Origin of the sequence: Burkholderia sp. LFS061 (genome assembly GCF_047978125.1) — a bacterium.
Lineage (GTDB): Bacteria > Pseudomonadota > Gammaproteobacteria > Burkholderiales > Burkholderiaceae > Burkholderia > Burkholderia pyrrocinia_C.
Genome location: NZ_JBFPFS010000006.1, coordinates 108,837 through 131,757, shown reverse-complemented (window position 1 = coordinate 131,757; position 22,921 = coordinate 108,837). Strand labels below are relative to the sequence as shown.

The 22,921-nt window shown below is 65.6% G+C and carries 21 protein-coding genes and 4 tRNA genes; 22 read left to right on the top strand and 3 right to left on the bottom strand.

All coding sequences use genetic code 11. The annotated features are described in order from the left end of the window. Positions 1-42 precede the first annotated feature (42 nt). From fabF to nagZ, 15 genes are all read left to right on the top strand, one after another. Positions 43-1,275, top strand: coding sequence for a beta-ketoacyl-ACP synthase II (fabF, locus tag ACNQQL_RS07605; protein ID WP_072436002.1), 1,233 nt, complete (start codon positions 43-45; stop codon positions 1,273-1,275). A gap of 12 nt (positions 1,276-1,287) precedes the next feature. Next, positions 1,288-1,752, top strand: a complete 465-nt coding sequence (locus ACNQQL_RS07600) for a hypothetical protein (protein ID WP_347063741.1) — start codon at positions 1,288-1,290, stop codon at positions 1,750-1,752. A gap of 91 nt (positions 1,753-1,843) precedes the next feature. After that, a complete protein-coding gene (rpoE, locus tag ACNQQL_RS07595) occupies positions 1,844-2,443 on the top strand; it encodes an RNA polymerase sigma factor RpoE (RefSeq protein WP_034183098.1) in 600 nt (199 codons plus the stop codon). An 86-nt stretch (positions 2,444-2,529) separates the two neighbouring features. Then, positions 2,530-3,147, top strand: coding sequence for a sigma-E factor negative regulatory protein (locus ACNQQL_RS07590; RefSeq protein ID WP_072436000.1), 618 nt, complete (start codon positions 2,530-2,532; stop codon positions 3,145-3,147). A gap of 5 nt (positions 3,148-3,152) precedes the next feature. After that, positions 3,153-4,205 carry a MucB/RseB C-terminal domain-containing protein gene (locus ACNQQL_RS07585; protein WP_347063740.1) on the top strand — a complete coding sequence of 351 codons (1,053 nt, stop codon included), beginning with the start codon at positions 3,153-3,155 and terminating at the stop codon, positions 4,203-4,205. Positions 4,206-4,221: 16 nt separating this feature from the next. Then, complete coding sequence (locus ACNQQL_RS07580; protein ID WP_072435998.1) at positions 4,222-5,718, top strand: DegQ family serine endoprotease; 1,497 nt, start codon at positions 4,222-4,224, stop codon at positions 5,716-5,718. Between the two features lie 7 nt (positions 5,719-5,725). Further along, positions 5,726-5,962 (top strand): glutaredoxin family protein, encoded by a 237-nt coding sequence (locus tag ACNQQL_RS07575; RefSeq protein ID WP_034183102.1) that lies wholly within the window; start codon positions 5,726-5,728, stop codon positions 5,960-5,962. Positions 5,963-6,155: 193 nt separating this feature from the next. After that, the gene (gene lepA / locus ACNQQL_RS07570) at positions 6,156-7,949 is read left to right on the top strand and encodes a translation elongation factor 4 (RefSeq protein ID WP_034183103.1); all 1,794 of its coding nucleotides are present in this window, start codon (positions 6,156-6,158) and stop codon (positions 7,947-7,949) included. 16 nt (positions 7,950-7,965) lie between these two features. After that, positions 7,966-8,859, top strand: a complete 894-nt coding sequence (gene lepB, locus ACNQQL_RS07565) for a signal peptidase I (RefSeq protein WP_072435995.1) — start codon at positions 7,966-7,968, stop codon at positions 8,857-8,859. Between the two features lie 153 nt (positions 8,860-9,012). After that, positions 9,013-10,245 carry a ribonuclease III gene (gene rnc, locus ACNQQL_RS07560; protein ID WP_347063739.1) on the top strand — a complete coding sequence of 411 codons (1,233 nt, stop codon included), beginning with the start codon at positions 9,013-9,015 and terminating at the stop codon, positions 10,243-10,245. 60 nt (positions 10,246-10,305) lie between these two features. Beyond that, on the top strand, positions 10,306-11,205 hold the full coding sequence (gene era / locus ACNQQL_RS07555) for a GTPase Era (RefSeq protein ID WP_072435993.1): 900 nt from the start codon (positions 10,306-10,308) through the stop codon (positions 11,203-11,205). Next, on the top strand, positions 11,192-12,028 hold the full coding sequence (gene recO, locus ACNQQL_RS07550; RefSeq protein ID WP_072435992.1) for a DNA repair protein RecO: 837 nt from the start codon (positions 11,192-11,194) through the stop codon (positions 12,026-12,028). Before era ends, recO begins: the two co-directional genes overlap by 14 nt. After that, positions 12,025-12,801 (top strand): pyridoxine 5'-phosphate synthase, encoded by a 777-nt coding sequence (gene pdxJ, locus ACNQQL_RS07545; protein WP_347063738.1) that lies wholly within the window; start codon positions 12,025-12,027, stop codon positions 12,799-12,801. Before recO ends, pdxJ begins: the two co-directional genes overlap by 4 nt. A 72-nt stretch (positions 12,802-12,873) precedes the next feature. Further along, entirely contained in the window at positions 12,874-13,302 is a 429-nt protein-coding gene (gene acpS / locus ACNQQL_RS07540; RefSeq protein WP_021159685.1) for a holo-ACP synthase, read from the top strand. Between the two features lie 16 nt (positions 13,303-13,318). Further along, entirely contained in the window at positions 13,319-14,347 is a 1,029-nt protein-coding gene (gene nagZ / locus ACNQQL_RS07535) for a beta-N-acetylhexosaminidase (RefSeq protein WP_347063737.1), read from the top strand. A 189-nt stretch (positions 14,348-14,536) separates the two neighbouring features. Here nagZ and ACNQQL_RS07530 read toward each other — a convergent pair whose 3' ends face one another. The 3 genes from ACNQQL_RS07530 to earP form a co-directional block, all read right to left on the bottom strand. Beyond that, positions 14,537-15,922, bottom strand: a complete 1,386-nt coding sequence (locus ACNQQL_RS07530) for a sigma-54-dependent transcriptional regulator (RefSeq protein WP_175962311.1) — start codon at positions 15,920-15,922, stop codon at positions 14,537-14,539. A 269-nt stretch (positions 15,923-16,191) separates the two neighbouring features. After that, positions 16,192-16,749, bottom strand: coding sequence for an elongation factor P (gene efp / locus ACNQQL_RS07525; protein ID WP_034186515.1), 558 nt, complete (start codon positions 16,747-16,749; stop codon positions 16,192-16,194). A 128-nt stretch (positions 16,750-16,877) separates the two neighbouring features. Beyond that, positions 16,878-18,071, bottom strand: coding sequence for an elongation factor P maturation arginine rhamnosyltransferase EarP (earP, locus tag ACNQQL_RS07520; RefSeq protein WP_347063736.1), 1,194 nt, complete (start codon positions 18,069-18,071; stop codon positions 16,878-16,880). Positions 18,072-18,147: 76 nt separating this feature from the next. Here earP and uvrC point away from each other — a divergent pair, with 76 nt between their 5' ends. The 7 genes from uvrC (at position 18,148) to ACNQQL_RS07485 (ending at position 22,894) form a co-directional block, all read left to right on the top strand. Next, positions 18,148-20,190 (top strand): excinuclease ABC subunit UvrC, encoded by a 2,043-nt coding sequence (gene uvrC / locus ACNQQL_RS07515; RefSeq protein ID WP_347063735.1) that lies wholly within the window; start codon positions 18,148-18,150, stop codon positions 20,188-20,190. 98 nt (positions 20,191-20,288) lie between these two features. Then, a complete protein-coding gene (gene pgsA, locus ACNQQL_RS07510; protein WP_034183114.1) occupies positions 20,289-20,876 on the top strand; it encodes a CDP-diacylglycerol--glycerol-3-phosphate 3-phosphatidyltransferase in 588 nt (195 codons plus the stop codon). Positions 20,877-21,018: 142 nt separating this feature from the next. After that, a tRNA-Gly gene (locus ACNQQL_RS07505) sits at positions 21,019-21,094 on the top strand. A 52-nt stretch (positions 21,095-21,146) separates the two neighbouring features. Next, a tRNA-Gly gene (locus ACNQQL_RS07500) sits at positions 21,147-21,222 on the top strand. Between the two features lie 51 nt (positions 21,223-21,273). Further along, a tRNA-Gly gene (locus ACNQQL_RS07495) sits at positions 21,274-21,349 on the top strand. A 100-nt stretch (positions 21,350-21,449) separates the two neighbouring features. After that, positions 21,450-21,523 (top strand) — tRNA-Cys (locus tag ACNQQL_RS07490). A gap of 174 nt (positions 21,524-21,697) precedes the next feature. Then, on the top strand, positions 21,698-22,894 hold the full coding sequence (locus ACNQQL_RS07485) for a site-specific integrase (RefSeq protein ID WP_347063734.1): 1,197 nt from the start codon (positions 21,698-21,700) through the stop codon (positions 22,892-22,894). Positions 22,895-22,921: the final 27 nt, after the last annotated feature.

Genomic DNA, 22,921 nt, shown 5'->3' with positions numbered 1-22,921 from the left:
TGGCTTTTGTTTTTGTCATCCAATAATGGAAAAGAGGTTACCGTGAGCCGCCGTCGTGTTGTTGTTACAGGCCTGGGGCTGATTTCGCCTGTTGGCAATAATGTTGCCGACGGTTGGGCCAATCTCGTCGCCGGCAAGTCCGGTATCGCCACCGTCACGAAGTTCGATCCGTCGAACCTCGCCGTGCATTTCGCGGGCGAGGTGAAGGGTTTCAGCGCCGAGGAGTACATCCCGGCGAAGGAAGCCCGCAGCATGGATACCTTCATCCATTACGGCATCGCCGCCGGCGTGCAGGCGCTCAAGGACAGTGGTCTGGAAGTGACCGACGCCAATGCGGAACGCATCGGCGTGCTGGTCGGTTCCGGCATCGGCGGCCTGCCGATGATCGAAGATACGCACCAGACTTACGTCGATCGCGGCCCGCGCCGGATTTCGCCGTTCTTCGTGCCGGGTTCGATCATCAACATGATCTCGGGCCACCTGAGCATCATGTTCGGCCTAAAGGGCCCGAACCTCGCGACCGTGACGGCCTGCACGACCGGCCTGCACAGCATCGGTCTCGCCGCGCGCCTGATCCAGGCCGGCGACGCGGACGTGATGGTCGCGGGCGGCGCCGAATCGACGGTGTCGCCGCTCGGCATCGGCGGCTTCGCGGCCGCGCGAGCGCTGTCGACCCGCAACGATGATCCGGCGACCGCGTCCCGTCCGTGGGACAAGGATCGCGACGGCTTCGTGCTGGGCGAGGGCGCAGGCGTGATGGTGCTGGAAGAGTACGAGTCGGCGAAGGCGCGTGGCGCGAAGATCTACGCGGAAGTCGCGGGCTTCGGCATGACGGGCGACGCGTACCACATGACCGCGCCGAACATGGACGGTCCGCGCCGCTGCATGGTCGCGGCGCTGCGCGACGCCGGCGTGAACCCGGACGAGGTCCAGTACCTGAACGCGCACGGCACGTCGACCCAGCTGGGCGACAAGAACGAGTCCGACGCGGTGAAGGCGGCCTTCGGCGAGCATGCGTACAAGCTCGTCGTGAACTCGACGAAGTCGATGACAGGCCACCTGCTGGGCGGCGCGGGCGGCCTCGAGTCGGTGTTCACGGTGCTGGCGCTGCACAACAACGTGTCGCCGCCGACCATCAACATCTTCAACCAGGACCCCGAATGCGATCTCGATTACTGTGCGAACACCGCGCGTGACATGAAGATCGACGTGGCCGTGAAGAACAATTTCGGCTTCGGCGGTACCAACGGCACGCTGGTGTTCAAGCGCGTCTGACGCTGAAATCGCTTGACGAGTCCATTCGATGCTCCGGCCGGGCGTCCGCAGCGCTTTGCGTTGCGGGCCTCGGCCGTGTCGTATGTCGTGCTGGCCGCGTTCGTCGCGTCGGCTGCCGCGTCGGCATACCTGTTCTGGACGCCGCGCGCGGGCGCTGCCGCCGGCGCATGCGTGTCGGCCGCGACGGCCGCGCTGCTGGCCGTGTGCGCCGTGCGGGCCTGCGCCCGCCGGCTACCGGCCGAGTTGTGGATCGACGCATTCGGGGAAATTGCGGCGTTTGGCCGCACCGGGCGGCTGCTGGCCCGCGGCCGTGTGACGGGCCATGCGCACTGGAGCAGCCTGCTGCTCGTGCTGTCGGTCGGGCAGGGCGCCCGGCGGGCCCGGCCGCTGCTGATTCCGGCCGATGCGCTCGACGCCGCGTCGTTCAGCGCGCTGTCCGTGCTGGCGAGAACCGCGGGCGCGGCGGGGCGGGCATGACGGCGGCACGGTTACCGACCGTAACCAGCGGCCGGTGCGGGAACGCTACAATAGCGCTCCACGTTGCATCCCTAGTTAATGGATTTGTCAGGTGAGTGAAAAAGAAATTGATCAGGTTCTGGTCGAGCGCGTACAGAAGGGCGACAAGGCAGCGTTCGAACTCCTGGTCTCCAAATACCACCGCAAGATCATTCGGCTGATCTCGCGCCTCGTGCGGGATCCCGCCGAGGTCGAGGATGTAGCCCAGGACGCGTTCATCAAGGCGTACCGTGCGTTGCCGCAATTTCGCGGCGAATCTGCGTTCTACACGTGGTTGTACCGGATTGCCGTCAATACGGCGAAGAACTACCTTGCGACGCAAGGTCGCCGCGCACCGACCTCGACCGAGGCCGATGCGGAGGAAGCGGAAACTTTCTCCGACGCAGACCAACTAAGGGATATCAACACGCCTGAGTCGATGTTGATGAGCAAGCAGATTGCCGAGACGGTCAACGCTGCAATGGCCGCCTTGCCCGAAGAATTGCGCCAGGCGATTACGCTGCGCGAGATCGAGGGCCTGAGCTACGAAGAGATCGCGGAAATGATGGGCTGTCCGATCGGGACGGTCCGGTCGCGAATTTTCCGTGCTCGCGAGGCAATCGCTGCCAAATTGCGTCCGCTGCTCGATACGCCCGAAGGCAAGCGCTGGTAAGCGCGATGGGCGGAACGACGCGGGTCGGGGTCTAGTAACGGATAGAGTCGTGAAGTCACGACGGGGTGTGCAAGATGGGGAGCATCATGGGGTCGGTCAATACGCAGTCGCAGGCGTGCTCACGCGGCGAGCGCCTTTCCGCGCTGGTCGACGGCGAAATGTTCGATGGCCCGGATCACGGGCAGTTTCTGGCTGAGCTCGACCGCGCGGATCGCGCTGCGTGGGCCCATTACCACCTGATCGGCGATGCGCTGCGCTCGGACGAACTCGCGTTGTCGCCCGCGCTGAGCGTCGCGTTCACCGCGCGCATGTCGGCCGCGCTCGAGAGCGAGCCGCACCTGCTCGCGCCGGCGGCCGCGCCGGTCGCGCGCAGGCTGCTGTCGCTGCGCCGGCGTGTCGTGCCCGCGTTCGCGGTGGCCGCCGCGGCGGCCACGCTGACGTGGATCGTCGTTCCGCAACTGCAGACGGCCGGCACGCCGGGCGCCGTCCAGGTCGCGTCGGTCGGTGCGCCGCAAAGCGGCAACCTGCAGCGCGTGACGGTCGCGCAGGCGTCGGCCCAGCCGGGGCTGCAGGACGTCAACATCATTCGCGACGCCAGTCTCGACCAATACCTTGAAGCGCACCAGCAATTCGCGCAGCAGCCCGTCGTCACGGGTTCGATGCCGCTGATCCGCGCTGCCGTGACCACCACGCCAGGCCAATAAACCCGATGCGGACATTGCAGTTGAATCACGCCATCTCCGGATGGAAGCGGCTGCCGGCCCTCCTGCTTTGCGCAGCCGCCCTGTTGTCCGTTCAATCCCTTCCTGCCAGCGCCCAGCAACCGGACGATCCCGTCGCGACCCGCAAGGGTGCCGCCGACTGGCTCGACCGCGTCCAGCTGGCGGCGCAGCAGCAGAGCTACGAGGGCACGTTCGTCTACCAGCGCGGCGGGTATGTCCAGTCGTCGCGCATCGCGCACGTCGCGTCCCGCGACGGCGAGTTCGAGCGGATCGAGACGCTCGACGGCAAGCCGCGCAAGCTGCTGCGGCATAACGACGAGCTGTACACGTTCGTGCCGGAGCGCAAGCTGTGCGTGGTCGAGCGCCGTCAGACGCGCGATTCGTTCCCCGCGCTGCTCGGCGCGAGCGGCGAACACGTGATGTCCGTCTACGATGCGAAGTTGCTCGGCAAGGACCGCGTGGCCGGGATCGACGCGCAGGTCGTCGAGCTCGTACCGAAGGATGCCTACCGTTTCACGTACAAGCTTTGGGCCGACGCTCGCACGGGGCTGCTGCTGCGTTCGCAGACGCTGGATGCGAACGATCACGTGCTCGAACAGATTGCGTTCTCGCAATTGCAGACGGGCGGTGCGAGCGGCGACAAGGCCGCGATCGCGGCCGGCATGCGCAACCTGAGCGGCTGGACCGTCGTGCGCCCGCCGGTCGCGACGGTCGACATGGAAGCGCAGGGCTGGCAGCTTGCGCCGAGCGTCGCCGGTTTCAAGAAGATCCGCGAAGTGCGCCGGCCGATGGCTGCGCGCGATGCGGGCGATCCGCCGATTCCGGTCGATCAGGCCGTCTTCACCGACGGTCTCGCGACGATCTCCGTTTTCATCGAACCGGCCGAGAAGAACACGCGCAAGGAAGGCGCGGGCAGCACCGGTGCGACGCACGTTCTCGTGAAGCGTCGCGGCGACTACTGGATCACCGTGCTCGGCGAAGTGCCGCCGGCCACGTTGCAGCAGTTCGCGTCTGCCATAGAATACAAGGCTTCCAAGTAACGCTACGGCTTCCGACATGATGAAACACACGCTGCGCAAATGGTTCGCGGCGGCGGCGTTGTCTGCCTGCCTGCCGCTCGTGCCGCATACCGCGATCGCGGTGACGGCTCCCGCTGCCAGCCTGCCCGACTTCGCCGATCTGGTCGAAAGGGTCGGGCCGGCCGTCGTGAACATCAGGACCACCGCCAACGTGCCGACGAGCAGCGGCCCGCGCGGGATGCTCCCGCCGGGCTTCGACAACGGCGACATGTCGGAATTCTTCCGGCGCTTCTTCGGCATTCCGCTGCCGCAGGCGCCCGGCAACGGTAGCGGCAACGGCAACCCGAAGAATGCGCCGGCACCGGACAATCCGCCCGACACCGAGCAGAATCGCGGCGTCGGCTCGGGCTTCATCGTGTCGGCCGACGGTTATGTGATGACCAATGCGCACGTCGTCGACGACGCGGACACCATTTACGTGACGCTGACCGACAAGCGCGAATTCAAGGCGAAGCTGATCGGCGTCGACGATCGCACGGACGTCGCGGTCGTCAAGATCCAGGCGTCGAACCTGCCTGTCGTCGCGATCGGCGACTCGAACAAGGTGCGCGTCGGCGAGTGGGTCGTCGCGATCGGTTCGCCGTTCGGTCTCGACAACACGGTGACGGCCGGTATCGTCAGCTCGAAGAGCCGCAACACGGGCGACTATCTGCCGTTCATCCAGACCGACGTCGCCGTGAACCCCGGCAACTCGGGCGGCCCGCTGATCAACATGCAGGGTGAGGTGATCGGCATCAACTCGCAGATCTACAGCCGTACCGGCGGCTTCATGGGCATTTCGTTCGCGATTCCGATCGACGAGGCGATGCGCGTGGCCGATCAGCTGAAGGCGACGGGCAAGGTCACGCGCGGCCGGATCGCGGTGGCGATCGGCGAGGTGACGAAGGACGTGGCCGACTCGATCGGGTTGCCGAAGGCCGAAGGCGCGCTCGTCAGCAGCGTCGAGCCGGGCGGCCCGGCCGACAAGGCAGGCATCCAGCCGGGCGACATTATCCTGAAGTTCAACGGCCGCCCGGTCGACGCGGCGTCGGACCTGCCGCGCATGGTCGGCGACACGAAGCCCGGCACGAAGGCGACCGTCAGCGTATGGCGCAAGGGTCAGGCGCGCGATTTGCCGATCACGATCGCGGAGACGCCGGTCGAGTCGACGGCCAAGGCCGAACAGCGCAAGAACGCGCCGCAGAAGCCGCGCCAGACCAATTCGCTCGGTCTGACGGTTAGCGACCTGACGGCGGATCAGTTGAAGACGCTGAAGTTGAAGAACGGTGTGCAGATCGACGGCGTCGACGGCCCGGCTGCCCGTGCGGGCCTGCAGCGCGGCGACATCGTGCTGCGCGTCGGCGATACCGACATCACGAGCGCGAAGCAGTTCGCCGAAGTGACCGCGCAGCTCGATCCGCAAAAGGCGGTCGCGGTGCTGGTGCGGCGCGGCGACAATACGCAGTTCGTGCCGGTGCGGCCGCGCCAGAAGTAACGCGCCGATGTTCACGCTCTACGGCCGCGGCTGGTGCCACCTGTGCGACGACATGCGCGACGCACTGGCGCCGGTGGCGGCCGAATTCGGCGTCGCGGTCGACTATGTCGACATCGACACCGATGCGGCGCTCGTCGCCCGCTACGACGAGGACGTGCCGGTGCTGCTGCTGGACGGCGCGGAAGTGTGCCGCCACCGGTTCGACGACGCGAGGGTGCGCGACGCGCTCATGGCCCGGCGCTGAGCCTGTCGCTGGCCGGTGTCGCTTCGCACGGGACTTCGCCCGGCAGGCGCCCCGGCCGGGTGCCGCGCGGCCCGGCGTCCGAAATACCGCCCGGTGAAGGCCTTTTCGGCTAAAATAGGCTGTTTTTTCACCGACTTACACAAGGCGTGCTCCGCAGTCGTCGAGCGCGCCTTTTTCGCTTGATCGGCACTGAATGGATCATATTCGCAATTTCTCGATCATCGCGCACATCGACCATGGCAAGTCGACGCTCGCGGATCGCATCATCCAGGTCTGCGGCGGTCTCGCCGACCGTGAAATGGAAGCGCAGGTGCTCGACTCGATGGATATCGAGCGCGAGCGCGGCATCACGATCAAGGCGCAGACGGCTGCACTGTCCTATCGCGCGCGCGACGGCAAGGTCTACAACCTGAACCTGATCGACACGCCGGGGCACGTCGACTTCTCGTACGAGGTCAGCCGTTCGCTGTCCGCGTGCGAAGGCGCGCTGCTGGTCGTCGACGCGAGCCAGGGCGTCGAGGCGCAGACGGTCGCGAACTGCTACACGGCGATCGAGCTCGGCGTCGAGGTCGTGCCGGTGCTGAACAAGATCGACCTGCCGGCCGCGAACCCCGAGAACGCGATCGAGGAGATCGAGGACGTGATCGGCATCGACGCGACCGACGCGACGCGCTGCAGTGCGAAGACGGGCCTCGGCGTCGAGGATGTGCTCGAAGCGCTGATCGCGAAGGTGCCGCCGCCGAAGGGCGATCCGGACGCGCCGCTGCAGGCGCTCATCATCGATTCGTGGTTCGACAACTACGTCGGCGTCGTGATGCTGGTGCGCATCGTCAACGGCACGCTGCGCCCGAAGGACAAGATCAAGATGATGGCGACCGGCGCGCAGTATCCGGTCGAGCACATCGGCGTGTTCACGCCGAAGTCGCGCAATCTCGATTCGCTGTCGGCGGGGCAGGTGGGCTTCATCATCGCCGGCATCAAGGAACTGACGGCCGCGAAGGTCGGCGATACCGTCACGCATGCGGCCAAGCAGGCGGCGGAAGCGCTGCCGGGCTTCAAGGAAGTGAAGCCGCAGGTGTTCGCCGGCCTCTATCCGGTGGAAGCGAACCAGTACGACGCGCTGCGCGAATCGCTCGAGAAGCTGAAGCTCAACGACGCGTCGCTGCAGTACGAGCCGGAAGTGTCGCAGGCGCTCGGCTTCGGGTTCCGGTGCGGCTTCCTGGGTCTCCTGCATATGGAGATCGTGCAGGAGCGGCTGGAGCGCGAATTCGACATGGACCTCATCACCACGGCGCCGACCGTGGTCTACGAGGTCCTGATGAGCGACGGCTCGATCGTGATGGTCGAGAATCCCGCGAAGATGCCGGAGCCGCCGAAGATCGAGGAGATCCGCGAGCCGATCGTCACGGTGAATCTCTACATGCCGCAGGACTACGTCGGCTCGGTGATCACGCTGTGCACGCAGAAGCGCGGCTCGCAGATCAACATGCAGTATCACGGCCGCCAGGTGCAGCTCACCTACGAAATCCCGATGGCCGAGATCGTGCTCGATTTCTTCGACCGCCTGAAGTCGGTGTCGCGCGGCTACGCGTCGATGGACTACGAGTTCAAGGAATACCGGTCGGCGGACGTCGTGAAGGTCGACATGCTGATCAACGGCGACAAGGTCGACGCGCTGTCGGTGATCGTCCACAGGTCGCAATCGCAGTATCGCGGCCGCGAAGTGGCGGCGAAGATGCGCGAGATCATTCCGCGCCAGATGTACGACGTGGCGATCCAGGCCACGATCGGTGCGCACATCATCGCCCGCGAGAACATCAAGGCGCTGCGCAAGAACGTGCTGGCGAAGTGTTATGGCGGCGACATCACGCGCAAGAAGAAGCTGCTCGAAAAGCAGAAAGCAGGCAAGAAACGCATGAAGCAGGTGGGTTCGGTCGAGATCCCGCAGGAAGCGTTCCTTGCGATCTTGCGCGTCGAAGACAAATAACAGGACTGTTCCTTTCATGAATTTTGCGCTGATTCTTTTTGTGCTCGTCGCCGTGACGGGCGTAGCGTGGGTGCTGGACAAACTGGTGTTCCTGCCGCGGCGACGCATGGCGGCCGACTCGGCGATCGAGGAGTTCGATCGCCAGCAGTCGCGCATCGACAAGCGTTTCGCGGACGAAAACGCCGTGCAGACGCGTTCGAAGCTGCGCGACGAGAAGCTGCGCCAGCCGTGGTGGCTCGAGTACACCGCGAGCTTCTTCCCGGTGATCCTGGCGGTGTTCGTCGTGCGTTCGTTCATCATCGAGCCGTTCAAGATTCCGTCGGGCTCGATGGTGCCGACGCTGCTCGTCGGCGACTTCATCCTCGTCAACAAGTTCGAGTACGGGCTGCGCCTGCCGGTCACGAACACGAAGATCACGCAGGGCAGCCCGCTGTCGCGCGGCGACGTCGTCGTGTTCCGTTATCCGAAGGACGAGTCGGTCGACTACATCAAGCGCGTGATCGGCCTGCCGGGCGACACGGTCGCGTACCAGGACAAGCAGCTCACGATCAACGGCCAGCCGGTGCCCGAAACGCCGCTGCCCGATTTCTTCGACGACGAGCGCCAGAATTACGCGAAGCAGTTCGAGGAGACGATCGGCAACAAGAAGAACGCGATCCTCAACAACCCCGCGGTGCCGCCGTTCGTGATGGGCGCATACGACTATCCGTATCGCGACAACTGCACGTACAACAGCCGCGGCGTGATCTGCAAGGTGCCGCCCGGTCACTACTTCATGATGGGCGACAACCGCGACAACAGCGCGGACAGCCGCTACTGGGGTTTCGTGCCGGACCGGAACATCGTCGGCCGCGCGTTCTTCATCTGGATGAACTTCAGCGACCTGAAGCGCATCGGTTCCTTCAACTGATCGCATTCGACTCACGCGCAATACGCGATGCACGGGCCGCGTCGCGTATTGCCGAACTACTTTAAGAACCGGCGGTAACACCGCCTCGTCACGCCTTTTCGTGTCCGGCCGTGCCGTTTCGGCCCGACCGGCGCCCGCGTTATACTCCTGCACATGCCCCTATCCCAGTTGGAAAGCCGGCTGCGCTACGAATTTCGCAATGCGGAATTGTTGCGCCAGGCTTTGACCCATCGCAGTCACAGTGCCACGCACAACGAACGGCTCGAGTTTCTCGGCGACTCCGTTCTGAATTGCGCGGTGGCCGCCCTTTTGTTCCAGCGTTTCAGCAAGCTGGACGAAGGTGACCTGTCGCGCGTACGCGCCAACCTCGTCAAACAGCAGTCGCTGTACGAAATTGCTCAGGCCCTGAATATTTCGGACGGGTTGCGGCTGGGCGAGGGCGAACTGCGCAGCGGCGGTTTCCGCCGCCCGTCGATCCTCGCGGACGCGTTCGAAGCCATCATCGGGGCCGTGTTCCTCGATGGCGGCTTCGAAGCCGCCCAAGGGGTCATCAAGCGCCTCTACATCCCGATTCTCGACCACATCGATCCGCGCACGCTCGGCAAGGACGCGAAGACGCTGCTGCAGGAATACCTGCAGGGGCACAAGATCGCGCTGCCGACCTACACGGTCGTCGCGACGCATGGTGCGGCGCACAATCAGCAATTCGAAGTCGAATGCACGGTGCCGAAGCTGGACGTGAAGGTGTCGGGCTCCGGTGCGAGCCGGCGCGCGGCCGAGCAGGCCGCAGCGAAGAAGGCGCTCGACGAGGTGATGGCGGCCGCGCCGATGCTGGCCACGAAGCCGAAGCGCTCGAAAAACGCGCGCGGGTCGAAGCATGTCGAACCCGAAATCGTGCCGGGCGTGAAGGGCGTGCAGGAAGCGCTCGACCTGCGCTCGCCGGAGCGGAAGGAACGTGCGGCGGCGCGCGAGGCCAAGGCGGCCGGTGCGGTGCCTGCGGCAACCGCTGCGACCGGCGCCGGCGTAGAGCCGGCTGCGGCGCCGATGGCCGCGATTCGAGCGGCGCATGTCGAGTCGGCTGCCGACAAGGGCGAACGGGCGACGAAGCCGGCGACCGACAAGGTTGCCGAAAAGCCGGCCGAGCGCACCGACAAGGTTGCGGAAAAACCCGCGGAAGCCGCGCCCGCGCCGCGCGCAGCCGACAAACCGGCCGGCCACGCAGCCGATCCGGCATCGTCGTCCGCCGACAAGCCTTCGGCCGGCTCCGACCCCGCTTCGCGCGCGACCGTGCGTGCTCGCGATGCCGCGGCGCCCGATTCCGATACGCCGCCGGGCGGTGCGAGCCTTGCTGCCACGCAGGCGCGCGTGGCCGATGCCGACCACTGAATTGCCCATCGATCGTGCCGCGCGCCGCGCGGCCGTTTCCGAACCTGTCTCCCAAACGATATGAACACTCCCGCTCCTACCGGTTTCCGTTGCGGCATGATCGCGATCGTGGGCCGCCCGAACGTCGGCAAGTCGACGTTGATGAACGCACTCGTCGGCCAGAAGATCAGCATCACGTCGCGCAAGGCGCAGACGACCCGCCATCGCATCACCGGCATCAACACGTTCGACGACGCGCAGTTCGTGTTCGTCGACACGCCGGGTTTCCAGACCCGTCACAGCACCGCGCTGAACCGTTCGCTGAACCGCGCGGTCACGTCGACACTGACGTCGGTCGACGTGATCCTGTTCGTGATCGAAGCGGGCCGCTTCGGGCCCGACGACCAGAAGGTGCTCGACCTGATTCCGCCCGGCATGCCGACGCTGCTGATCGCGAACAAGATCGATCGCGTGGCCGACAAGGCGACGCTGTTCCCGTTCATGCAGCAGATGAGCGCGCTGCGCGAATTCACCGAACTCGTGCCGCTGTCGGCGCAGCGGCCGGAAGACATCAAGCGCCTGCTGGAGACGATCAAGCCGTACCTGCCGGAAGGCGAGCCGATCTACGGCGAGGACGAGCTGACCGATCGCAGCTCGCGCTTCCTCGCGGCCGAGATCCTGCGCGAGAAGGTGTTCCGCTGGACCGGCGACGAACTGCCGTACACGAGCACCGTCATCATCGACAAGTTCGAGGAGGAGGGGCGCCTGAAGCGCATCTTCGCGACGATCCTCGTCGAGCGCGATTCGCACAAGGCGATGGTGATCGGCAAGAAGGGCGAGAAGCTCAAGCAGATCAGCACCGAGGCGCGGATGGACATGGAGAAGCTGTTCGACGGCCCCGTGTACCTCGAGACCTTCGTGAAGGTGAAGAGCGGTTGGGCCGACAACGAGGCGGGGCTGCGCGCCTATGGGTACGAATGACGCGCTGACGTCGACTGAAGACGCGGTGACGGCCGGCGCGAACGACGCGCCGCTGCCGGCACCGCCCGAACCGCCGCGCAAGGCGCGGCGCGCGACGTCTCGCACGTCCGATTTCCGCGTCGCCGAGCAGCCGGCGTTCGTGCTGCACAGCTATCCGTACCGGGAAACGAGCCTGATCGTCGACGTGCTGACGCGCGATCACGGCCGGCTCGCGCTCGTCGCGAAGGGTGCGAAGCGCCCGCACTCCGCACTGCGCGGCGTGTTGCAGACATTCCAGCCGCTGCTGCTGTCCTGGTCGGGCAAATCCGAGGTGCGCACGCTGACGGGCGCCGAGTGGGTCGGCGGGATGCTGCCGCTCGTCGGCGACGGGCTGCTGTGCGGCTTCTACGCGAATGAACTGCTCGTGAAGTTCTGCGCGCGCGAAGATCCCCAGCCGCCGCTGTTCAATCATTACGTGCTGACCCTCACGCGCCTCGCGCACGGCGAACCCGCGGTGCAGGTGCTGCGTTCGTTCGAGCGCGTGCTGCTGCGCGAGACCGGCTACGCGATGGCGCTGAACCGCACGGTCGCGCGCCGTGCGGTCGAACCCGACCGCCGCTACGTGTTCGATCCCGAGCGCGGCGTGCGCAATGCGGACGACGATGTGCCGTCGCACTGGCCGGTCATCACCGGACAGACGTTGCTCGACATGGAGCAGGACGATTACCATCGAGCCCAGACGGTTGCGCAAAGCAAGACGCTGATGCGCTTCCTGCTGAACACCTATCTCGGCGGTACGCCGCTTGCCACGCGCCAGATCCTGATCGACCTGCAAAACCTATGAGCTTCTTCCTGACAACGCCCACCGCCATCGACCTGGGCGTGAACATCGACCACGTCGCGACGCTGCGCAATGCGCGCGGCACGGCCTATCCCGACCCGATCCGCGCGGCGCTCGCCGCCGAAGAGGCCGGTGCGGACGCGATCACGCTGCACCTGCGCGAGGATCGCCGTCACATCGTCGACGCGGACGTGCGCAAGCTGCGCCCGCTGCTGAAGACGCGCATGAACCTTGAATGCGCGGTGACGGCCGAGATGCTCGACATCGCGTGTGAAGTGCGTCCGCACGACGCGTGCCTCGTGCCCGAGAAGCGCGAGGAACTGACGACCGAAGGCGGCCTCGACGTCGCCGGCCACTTCGAGGCCGTGCGCGCGGCGTGCAAGCAGCTTGCCGACGTGGGCGTGCGCGTGTCGCTGTTCATCGATCCGGACGAAACGCAGATCCGCGCCGCGCACGAAGCGGGCGCGCCGGTGATCGAACTGCATACGGGCCGCTACGCCGAGGCGCAAGACGAAGCCGCGCAGCAGCGCGAATACGAGCGCATCGTCGCGGGCGTGCAGGCTGGCGCGCAGCTCGGCCTGAAGGTCAACGCGGGTCACGGCCTGCATTACACGAACGTGCAGCAGATTGCCGCGATCGACGGCATCGTCGAGCTGAACATCGGCCACGCAATCGTCGCGCACGCGATCTTCGCGGGCTGGGACAACGCGGTGCGCGAGATGAAGGCGATCATGGTTGCCGCACGCGTCGCCGCGCTGCATGGCGGCGCGCGTTGAAGATGAAGTTCCATCGCGCCGCCGGCGTCGTTTGCAACCCGGCTCCGCTGGGACGCTCCGGCGCGTACTGACATGGCGATCTACGGTATCGGTACCGACATTGCCCAGGTGAGCCGCGTCGCGGCCGTGCTCGAACGCACGGGCGGCCGGTTTGCCGAGAAGGTGCTGGGCCCCGACGAGCTGCGCGTGTTCCATGCGCGTCGCGCACGTTCCGAGGCGCGCGGCATCGCGTTTCTCGCGACGCGCTTTTCCGCGAAGGAAGCGTTCTCGAAGGCGATCGGGCTCGGCATGCACTGGCCGATGACGTGGCGTGCATTGCAGACCCTCAACCACCCGAGCGGCGAGCCGTACGTGGTCGCGTCGGGCGAGCTGGCCGACTGGCTTGCCGCGCGCGGCATCACGGCGCGCGTGACGGTCAGCGACGAACGCGACTATGCGGTGTCGTTCGTGATCGCCGAGACGGACGCCGCGCCTGCACCTGTTTCCCGAACCTCCTCCTGACGGAATTCCCGATTCGATGAAAACGACTCCCGGCCCGGTCATGCTCGACGTCGTCGGCACGGCCCTGTCGCGCGACGATGCGCGGCGCCTCGCGCATCCGAACACCGGCGGCGTGATCCTGTTCGCGCGGCACTTCCAGAATCGTGCGCAACTGACCGCGCTGACCGACTCGATCCGCGCGGTGCGCGAAGACGTCCTGATCGCCGTCGATCATGAGGGCGGGCGCGTGCAGCGTTTCCGCACCGACGGTTTCACGGTGCTGCCCGCGATGCGCCGCCTCGGCGAGCTGTGGGATCGCGACGTGCTGCTCGCGACGAAGGTCGCGACCGCCGTCGGCTACATCCTGGCCGCCGAGCTGCGCGCGTGCGGGATCGACATGAGCTTCACGCCCGTGCTCGATCTCGACTACGGGCACTCGAAAGTGATCGGCGATCGCGCGTTCCATCGCGACCCGCGCGTCGTCACGCTGCTCGCGAAGAGCCTGAACCACGGGCTGTCGCTCGCCGGCATGGCGAACTGCGGCAAGCATTTTCCGGGGCACGGCTTCGCGGAGGCCGATTCGCACGTCGCGCTGCCGACCGACGATCGCACGCTCGACGCGATCCTCAAGCAGGACGTCGCGCCGTACGACTGGCTCGGCTTGTCGCTGTCCGCGGTGATTCCCGCGCACGTGATCTACACGCGGGTCGACCAGCGGCCGGCCGGTTTCTCGCGCGTGTGGCTGCAGGACATCCTGCGCGGCCGGCTCGGCTTCACGGGCGCGATCTTCAGCGACGACCTGTCGATGGAGGCCGCCCGCGAAGGCGGCACGCTCACTCAGGCGGCCGAAGCCGCGCTCGCCGCCGGTTGCGACATGGTGCTCGTCTGCAACCAGCCGGACGCAGCCGAGGTCGTGCTGAACGGGCTGAAGGCGCACGCATCGGCCGAGTCGGTACGACGTCTCAAGCGGATGCGCGCGCGCGGCAAGGCGCTCAAGTGGGACAGGCTGATCGTGCAGCCCGAGTATCTGCAGGCGCAGGCGCTGTTGAGCAGCGCACTGGCGTAAGCGGGGAAGGGGCGCGGAACCGCGCCATTCCGGTCGCTGAAGCAAAAAGCCGCGCAACCGCGCGGCTTTTTACATGGGGTGCGGCAGGCGTGAACGGGACTGCGGCGGAAATCAGGCATGCCGGCACGGCGACCTCATGGCGCAACTAACGGTCAAATCCTGTCAGCGCCCGCATGCATCGCCGGCCGCTCAGTTCACCTTCATCCGCTGCAGTTTGTTGTACAGCGTCTTGGGGCTGATGCCGAGCAGTGTCGCCGCGCGGTGGCGCGTGCCGCCGACCGCGTCGAGCGTCGCACGGATCAGCAGATCCTCGACGTCGGCCAGCGGCGTGCCGACCTTGATCTGCACGCTGCTGCCGTTCAGCGCGGCGCCGGCGGCGAAGCTGGTCTCACCGGCGCGCAGCGTCTCGATGAAGTCGCCCGATGCGTCGTACGCGAAGCGCACGCGCTCCTGCAGCTCACGCACGTTGCCGGGCCATTCGTAGGACACGCATTCGCGCACGAAGCCTGGCGCCGCGCGCTTGTCGGTCGTGTTGCGGCCGGTCGCGCGCGCTTCGCGGTTCAGTTCGTCGATCAGCGCGTCCGCGATCGCGAGTGCGTCGCCGTCGCGCTCGCGCAGCGGCGGCATCGTGACCGATGCCGCATCGAGGCGCAGCCACAGATCCTCGCGCAGCGTGCCGTTCGCGACCGCTTCGCGCGCCGGGCGGCGCGTGGTCGCGATCAGCCGGAAATCGCTCGTGATCGCGCTCGTGCCGCCGATCCGCATGAAGTTCTGCGAATCGAGCGCTTGCAGCAGCGCTTCCTGCAGCACGAGCGGCAGCGCGGTGATCTCGTCGAGGAACAGCGTGCCGCCGCCCGCCTGTTCGAACAGGCCCGATTCGCGGCGCTCGGCGCCGTCGAATGCGCCGCGCTCATGGCCGAACAGCACGCTGTCGAGCGATGCGCCGTGCCGGCCGGCCTGCGTGATCGTCCGGCAGTCGAACGACACGAACGGCCCTTTGCGGCGGCGGCTCAGTTCATGCAGCGTGCGTGCGGCCAGCTTCTTGCCGGTGCCGGCTTCGCCCGCGAACAGCACGGCCGTTTCGGTGCGCGCGTTGTGCTCGATCATGTCGTACACGTGCTGCATCGCGTCGCTGCGGCCGACCAGTGCGCCGAAGCGGCCGAGATGGCGCAGCGATGCGCGCAGCGACTGCACTTCGTCGATCAGTTCGTACGGGCGGGGGATTCGCGCGAGCAGGCTGCGCAGGCGCGGAATGTTGATCGGCTTCAGCAGGTAGTCCCAAATACCGTGACGCAGGCCCTCGATTGCGCTTTCGACCGTCGCGTTGCCCGTCAGCACGATGACGGGCAACGAGCCGTTCGGCTGTTGCTGCGGCAGGTGCTGGAGCAGGTCGAACCCGCTGCCGTCCGGCAGGTTCAGGTCGACGAGGACGACATCGGGAATCGAGCGGCCGAGCGCCGTACGCGCTTCGGCGAGCGACGTGGCCGTGTCGACCGAGAAGCCGTCTGCGGCGAGCAGCGCGGTGAGGCCGGAGAGACTGTTGGGATCGTCTTCGACAATCAGGGCGTGTGGCATGGTGGACGCGAGTCGAGTCAAGAGAGGCGGGCCGTCGGCCATCGGGAGCCGCAGCCGCATGTCAGATTAAAAACTGATTTTATGCCCCGCCGAACGCGTAACGCGCATTATTTCTCCGGCGCTATAAAACAGTTACCGATGATACAAATTGAATATCTTTACCGGTGGATTTTGTGCTTGATATGGCACTGGTTTGCGGTCGCTGTTGGCGATAGGCAAACAAAAAGCGCCCCGAAGGGCGCTTTGTTCGACGCGGGAATCGCTGGCGATTACGCGCGGCTGCGGTATTCGTTCGTGCGCGTATCGATTTCGATCTTGTCGCCGGTGTTGCAGAAGAGCGGAACCTGCAGTTCGAAGCCCGTTGCGAGCTTTGCGTTCTTCAGCACCTTGCCCGACGACGTGTCGCCCTTGACGGCCGGCTCGGTGTAGGTGATCTCACGAACGAGGATCGTCGGCAGTTCGACCGAGATCGCCTTCTCGTTGTAGAACACGACTTCGCATGCCATGCCGTCTTCGAGGTAGTTCAGCGCTTCGCCCATCATTTCGGCTTCGACTTCGAACTGGTTGTAGTCGGCGTCCATGAACACGTACATCGGGTCGGCGAAGTACGAGTACGTCACTTCCTTGCGGTCGAGCACGACGACGTCGAACTTGTCGTCGGCCTTGTAGACCGATTCCTGGCCTGCGTTGGTCAGCAGGTTCTTCATCTTCATCTTGACGACGGCGGCGTTACGGCCCGACTTGTTGTATTCCGTCTTCGAGATGACCCATGCGTCGCTGCCGATCTGCACGACGTTGCCTACGCGGAGTTCCTGTGCGGTCTTCATAAAAAAACTGTCCTGATCAAATCAAATAAATAGGTGCCTGAGCGTTGCGCAACAGCCGAGGTGCCAAGCGGTGCGTTCCGGTGGACGCCAAAAGCGAGCGCTTGCATGGTCAGCCGTCGGATAACCGTTTATTTTAACTGAGATTTTGCGTATTCGGCCAGCTTTCCGGCGAGATCGCCGACGGCCGCGAGCGTATCGGCCCAGCGGGCCGCGTTGGCGTCCAGTGCGGCGCGGTGTTGCAGGAAATCGGCCCAGTCGGGCGTGCCGGCGCCGTTCCACGCATGCCAGAAGCGCCCGAGCGCTGCGCGCGGCGCGTCGGCGAGGCCGGCAGACAGGTGCGCGAGCGCGGCGTCGAGCTTCGGCAGGTGCACATCGTCGGCCTGCGGGTAGATGTGCCACACGAACGGCTTGCGTGCCCACTGCGCACGGACGAATGAATCCTCGCCGCGTACGAAATTGATGTCGGCCACCCACAGCAGCGGGTCGTAGTCGGCCTGCGGAACGAACGCGAGCCCGTGAGCGACCAGGTTGCCGCTGCTCGCATGCGCGCCCGCGCCGAACGACTCGACCCCGAAAAAGCGCGCCACGGCGGGCGACACGCGGCCGGCCGGCACGAGCGCGACGACCGGTGACGGGCCGTCGCGCCACTGCGCGAGCAGCGCGTCGACGGCCGGATTCTCGTATGCGAACAGGCTGACGACCGTCGTGCCGGGCGCCGGCGGTGCGCCGCCAGTCGCGCGCTGCCACCACGCGGCGCGCGCGGCCGCGTCGGTTTCGAACGCGGTGCGGCGCGCATCGAGGTCGTGTTCCTTCAGGACACCGCCCGTGCCGGCCGACAGGCCCGGGAAGAAGAATGTCTTCAGCAGCGGGTAGCGCGGATGCGGCGACGGCCGCAAATGGAAATCGGCGACCCAATCCTCGGCGCTCAGGTATTCGAGGTTGATCCACACCGGGCGACGCGCACGGCGTGCCATCGCCGCCAGATACGCACCGGGCAGCTCGCATGCGAATGCCTCGATCACGACGTCGGCGATCTCGAGCGCGTCGCCGGCTTCCGCATGCCAGTGCTCGATCGCGATGCCGTCGACCGACTGCCGTCCCGCGTCGGGATCGACCCCCGGCAGCAGGCGCGCGAACGTGCGCAGGTCGTCGACGAACAGGCGAACCTGCCAGCCGTGCTCGTGTGCGAGCTGGCGCGCGACGCGCCAGCACACGCCGATGTCGCCGAAATTGTCGATTACCGTGCAGAAGAGGTCGCAGGCGATCGGTTCGCCCGGCGCGAGCGGCGCAGCAGATTGGGGGGCAGCGGTGGTGCGTGGCATCGAAGCGGGCCGGTGAATGCTCTAAACTGGCGATTCTAATAGACCCGTCCCGCGTTACAAGGCGCCCGGATCACGCATGACAGCCCCAGAAGCCTCCGATACTCCGTTCGAACCGAAGAAGATCCTTGCGCAGTTGCCGCACATGCCGGGTGTCTATCGCTATTACGACACGGCGGGCGCCGTCCTCTACGTCGGCAAGGCGCGCGACCTGAAGAAGCGCGTGTCGAGCTATTTCACGAAGACGCAACTGTCGCCGCGCATCGCGATGATGGTCACGCGCATCGCGCGCATCGAAACGACCGTCACGCGCTCGGAAGCCGAGGCGCTGCTGCTCGAGAACAATCTGATCAAGGCGCTCGCGCCGCGCTACAACATCCTGTTTCGCGACGACAAGTCATATCCGTACCTGAAGCTCACCGCGCACCGTTTTCCGCGGATGGCCTACTACCGCGGCTCGGTCGACAAGCAGAACCAGTATTTCGGGCCGTTCCCGAGTGCGTGGGCCGTGCGCGAGAGCATCCAGATCCTGCAGCGTGTGTTCCAGTTGCGGACCTGCGAGGATTCGGTCTTCAACAACCGCACGCGGCCGTGCCTGCTGCACCAGATCGGACGCTGCACGGCGCCGTGCGTCGGTGCGATTTCCGACGAGGATTACGCGGTCGACGTGTCGAACGCCGCGCGTTTCCTGCTCGGCCGGCAGTCCGAGGTGATGAACGAGCTCGAGCAGAAGATGCACGCGTTCGCGGCCGAGCTGAAATTCGAGCAGGCGGCTGCGGTGCGCAACCAGATGAGTTCGCTTGCAACGGTGCTGCATCAGCAGGCGATCGAGGTCGGCGGCGACAGCGACGTCGACATCCTGGCGGTCGTCGCGCTGGGCGGCCGCGTGTGCGTGAACCTTGCGATGGTGCGCGGCGGCCGCCATCTCGGCGACAAGGCGTATTTCCCGACGCACGTCGAAAGCGCGCTGACGCTTGCCGAGGGCGGCCTCGGAGACGAGGCCGAGGTGGCGGAGGTTGCCGGCGCGGCCGACGCGACCCACGGCGTACTGCCCGACCAGCCCGCGGAAGACGGCGGCAGCGTGCGCGGCGACGCGGTGGCGTCGGTCGAGGCCGAAGTGCTCGATGCGTTCATCTCTCAGCACTATCTCGGCAACCGCGTGCCGCCGGTGCTCGTCGTGAGTCATGCGCCCGCGAGCCGCGACCTGCTCGAGCTGCTGTCCGAGCAGGCCGGCCACAAGGTGTCGCTGGTGCGGCAGCCGCAGGGGCAGCGGCGCGCGTGGCTGTCGATGGCCGAGCAGAATGCGCGGCTCGCGCTCGCGCGGCTGCTGTCCGAGCAGGGCTCGCAGCAGGCGCGTACGCGCGCGCTCGCGGAGACGCTCGGCTACGAATGCGACGATCTCGCGACGCTGCGGATCGAATGCTTCGACATCAGCCATACGATGGGCGAGGCGACGCAGGCGTCGTGCGTCGTCTATCACCATCACAAGATGCAGTCGGGCGAGTATCGTCGCTACAACATCACGGGTATCACGCCGGGCGACGATTACGCGGCGATGCGGCAGGTGCTCACGCGCCGCTACGAGAAGATGGTCGAGCAGGCCGCGCAGGCGGCCGCCGCCGACGATGCGGCGGGCATCGACGGCGAGTCGACGCGCCAGGCCGAGGCGTCGAGCCTGCTGCCGAACATCGTGCTGATCGACGGCGGCAAGGGTCAGGTCGAAATCGCGCGCCAGGTGTTCACCGAGCTTGGGCTCGACACGTCGATGCTGGTCGGCGTCGCGAAAGGCGAGGGGCGCAAGGTGGGCCTCGAGACGCTCGTGTTCGCGGACGGCCGCACGCCGCTCGAACTCGGCAAGGAGAGCGCCGCGCTGATGCTCGTCGCGCAAATTCGCGACGAGGCGCACCGCTTCGCGATCACGGGCATGCGCGCGAAGCGGGCGAAGGCGCGCCAGACGTCGCGGCTCGAGGAACTCGAGGGCGTCGGCGCGAAGCGCCGGCAGCGGCTGCTCGCGCGCTTCGGCGGGTTGCGCGGCGTCGTTGCCGCGAGCGTCGAGGAACTCGCGAGCGTCGAGGGCATCTCGCACGCGCTCGCCGAGCAGATCTACAAGCAGCTTCACTGACGCGCCCGTGCGGCCGGCTGCCTTGCCCGCGTTTTCGCGTTCTTGTGGCAGGCCGGTCGACACGGCACAATTGCGAATCCTTTACTGTCCCGGATGCCATGCCGTTCAATTTCCCGATTTTCCTGACGTGGGTACGGATCGTGCTGATTCCGCTCGTCGTCGGCGTGTTCTATCTGCCGGACACGGTGATGGGCGGCGCGCACCGCAATCTCGCGGCGGCGGCGATCTTCATCCTCGCCGCGCTGACCGACTGGTTCGACGGGTTTCTCGCGCGCAAGTGGAACCAGACGTCGTCGTTCGGCGCGTTTCTCGATCCGGTGGCGGACAAGCTGATGGTGACGGCCGCGCTGCTGATCCTCGTGCAGATTTCGCGGGTCGACGCGGCGATCGCGCTCGTGATCGTCGGCCGCGAGATCGCGATCTCGGCGCTGCGCGAGTGGATGGCGCAGATCGGCGCGTCGAAGAGCGTCGCGGTGAACCAGCTCGGCAAGTTCAAGACCGCGTGCCAGATGGTCGCGATCCCGATGCTGCTGTTTTACGGGCCGCTGCCGCTCGGCGTCGCGACGATCGACACGCGCGTGTGGGGCGAGTGGCTGATGTATCTCGCGGCGGTGCTGACGATCTGGTCGATGCTGTACTACATGAAGCTTGCGTGGCCGCAGATTCGCGAGCGCGGCGGCGCGTGACCCGCGCCACGCGTTCGGCGGCGCGGGTTTTTGGAAAAAGGGCTGGAAAAGCCCTTGACATACGAATGTGCCTTAGACATAATCTCGCTTCTCCGCTGCACGGCGAAGTAAGTGCGACGGGGAAGCAGTAGCGCAGCAATACGCGGGAGTAGCTCAGTTGGTAGAGCGCAACCTTGCCAAGGTTGAGGTCGCGAGTTCGAGACTCGTCTCCCGCTCCAGATTTTTCTGGCAGCGTGTTGGTCGGCAAAGCGCTGCACATGCAGGACAAATGCGGGAGTAGCTCAGTTGGTAGAGCGCAACCTTGCCAAGGTTGAGGTCGCGAGTTCGAGACTCGTCTCCCGCTCCAGGATTTTTCGGCAGCGTGTTGGTCGGCAAAGCGCTGCACATGCAGGACAATGCGGGAGTAGCTCAGTTGGTAGAGCGCAACCTTGCCAAGGTTGAGGTCGCGAGTTCGAGACTCGTCTCCCGCTCCAAGTAATGGGGAAGCCACGCTTCCCTTTTTATTTGATGGACTTACGGTCCTCGAATAAAAATCTGTCGCTTGCCTTCACGGCATCCGGACAGTCCGCTTTTGGCGCGATAGCAAAGCGGTTATGCAGCGGCCTGCAAAGCCGTTTAGGCCGGTTCGACTCCGGCTCGCGCCTCCAAGTAGGAAGAGAAAAAGCCCTGAGAAATCAGGGCTTTTTCTTTTTCCGGCCCCACTTTCATCCTTGTAAGAAAGTCGCCTAGAATGGTACAAAGTCGCCTCTAACCACTCAAGAAACACGCGTAACCACGCCTAAGTCGGCTCTTTGGCCGTATAGGCGAGTTCGCATTAGCGCATGGCGACCAAGCGACTACGACCCTCTGGAACGTGGGAATACATCATCCGACGTTCGAAGCTTCTTCCAAAGCCACTTTCCCTGACGTTTCAATCCGAAGAAGAGGGCGACGCATACGTCGCCCGGCTGGAGCAGCTGCTCGATGCCGGCATTGTGCCGACGGACGTCGTTGAGCAACGCGAAGCGATCGCAACGACGCTCGACGCTGTTCGAGAATATCTGCGGCGTGTGTCGGTGCCGGATTCCGACGCCCAGGTGCTGAACACGTTGCTCGGCGGCCGGCTCCCCTCGAAAGCGCTCTCTACCGTGGACTACGATTGGGCGGAACGATGGGTGACAACAATGAAGCGCGGGCATCATTTGTCGCCGTCGACGATTCGCCACAATGTGGGGGCGCTCGCTCGCTGTTTCGATTGGGTGGTCAAGTCCGGCACTCCAATGCTTGCGGTCAATCCACTGCGCCTGCTGCCTAAACGTTATGCGACCTATACCGATGACGATCGAGTGGCAGTCGAAGCACAGGATCGTGCGCCGAAAGAAGATGTGCATCGAGACCGGCGGCCGAGCGCAGAGGAGGAGGCCGAGATCCGCCGCATCATGGCGGGCGGCAAACCGAAGGGGAGGGAGCGCGCTTTCGAGCTACCGTATCGGCCAGCGTTGGTGTTCCTGTTCGAGCTTGCGATCGAATCCGCGATGCGGATGCGAGAGATGTACACGCTCGACGTTGCGCAGTTTGATGTCGTCCGCCGGACGGCCTTGTTAGAACGGACAAAGAACGGCAGCAAGCGCTCGGTGCCACTTACGACCGTAGCGATTGCCGCGTTCGAGCGGTATGTCGCGGCAGTTACCGGTCAAGACCCAGAAATGTGCGGGTTCTCATTTGAGGGCGGTAGGCTGTTCCCGTGGGTCGATGAGATCGAGGCAGGCATGCGCGCGAAGAATATGCCGCTGCTCCGCCGGAAGGTTCTTGAGCGCGTTACCGTGCGACTGTCTGGACAGTTTGGGCGACTATTCAACGCGGCCGGCTGCCCCGATCTCGTCTTCCATGACCTGCGGCATGAAGCAACCTCGCGGCTGTACGAGCGGACGACGTTGAGTGATATCCAGATCGCCAAGATTACGGGCCATACGGACCCGAAAGTGCTGATGAGATACGCGAATCTGCGGGGAAGTGACCTAGCCGAGCGGCTTTGGTAGGTGCGCTGCCCGCCGGTCGACGGGCAG

Coding starts and splice junctions, on each gene's coding strand:
- ACNQQL_RS07590 (WP_072436000.1), top strand. CDS start 2,530: ATGGGGTCGGTCAATACGCAGTCGCAGGCGTGCTCACGCGGCGAGCGC.
- ACNQQL_RS07585 (WP_347063740.1), top strand. CDS start 3,153: ATGCGGACATTGCAGTTGAATCACGCCATCTCCGGATGGAAGCGGCTG.
- ACNQQL_RS07580 (WP_072435998.1), top strand. CDS start 4,222: ATGATGAAACACACGCTGCGCAAATGGTTCGCGGCGGCGGCGTTGTCT.
- ACNQQL_RS07575 (WP_034183102.1), top strand. CDS start 5,726: ATGTTCACGCTCTACGGCCGCGGCTGGTGCCACCTGTGCGACGACATG.
- lepA (WP_034183103.1), top strand. CDS start 6,156: ATGGATCATATTCGCAATTTCTCGATCATCGCGCACATCGACCATGGC.
- lepB (WP_072435995.1), top strand. CDS start 7,966: ATGAATTTTGCGCTGATTCTTTTTGTGCTCGTCGCCGTGACGGGCGTA.
- rnc (WP_347063739.1), top strand. CDS start 9,013: ATGCCCCTATCCCAGTTGGAAAGCCGGCTGCGCTACGAATTTCGCAAT.
- era (WP_072435993.1), top strand. CDS start 10,306: ATGAACACTCCCGCTCCTACCGGTTTCCGTTGCGGCATGATCGCGATC.
- recO (WP_072435992.1), top strand. CDS start 11,192: ATGGGTACGAATGACGCGCTGACGTCGACTGAAGACGCGGTGACGGCC.
- pdxJ (WP_347063738.1), top strand. CDS start 12,025: ATGAGCTTCTTCCTGACAACGCCCACCGCCATCGACCTGGGCGTGAAC.
- acpS (WP_021159685.1), top strand. CDS start 12,874: ATGGCGATCTACGGTATCGGTACCGACATTGCCCAGGTGAGCCGCGTC.
- nagZ (WP_347063737.1), top strand. CDS start 13,319: ATGAAAACGACTCCCGGCCCGGTCATGCTCGACGTCGTCGGCACGGCC.
- ACNQQL_RS07530 (WP_175962311.1), bottom strand. CDS start 15,922: ATGCCACACGCCCTGATTGTCGAAGACGATCCCAACAGTCTCTCCGGC.
- efp (WP_034186515.1), bottom strand. CDS start 16,749: ATGAAGACCGCACAGGAACTCCGCGTAGGCAACGTCGTGCAGATCGGC.
- earP (WP_347063736.1), bottom strand. CDS start 18,071: ATGCCACGCACCACCGCTGCCCCCCAATCTGCTGCGCCGCTCGCGCCG.
- uvrC (WP_347063735.1), top strand. CDS start 18,148: ATGACAGCCCCAGAAGCCTCCGATACTCCGTTCGAACCGAAGAAGATC.
- pgsA (WP_034183114.1), top strand. CDS start 20,289: ATGCCGTTCAATTTCCCGATTTTCCTGACGTGGGTACGGATCGTGCTG.
- ACNQQL_RS07485 (WP_347063734.1), top strand. CDS start 21,698: ATGGCGACCAAGCGACTACGACCCTCTGGAACGTGGGAATACATCATC.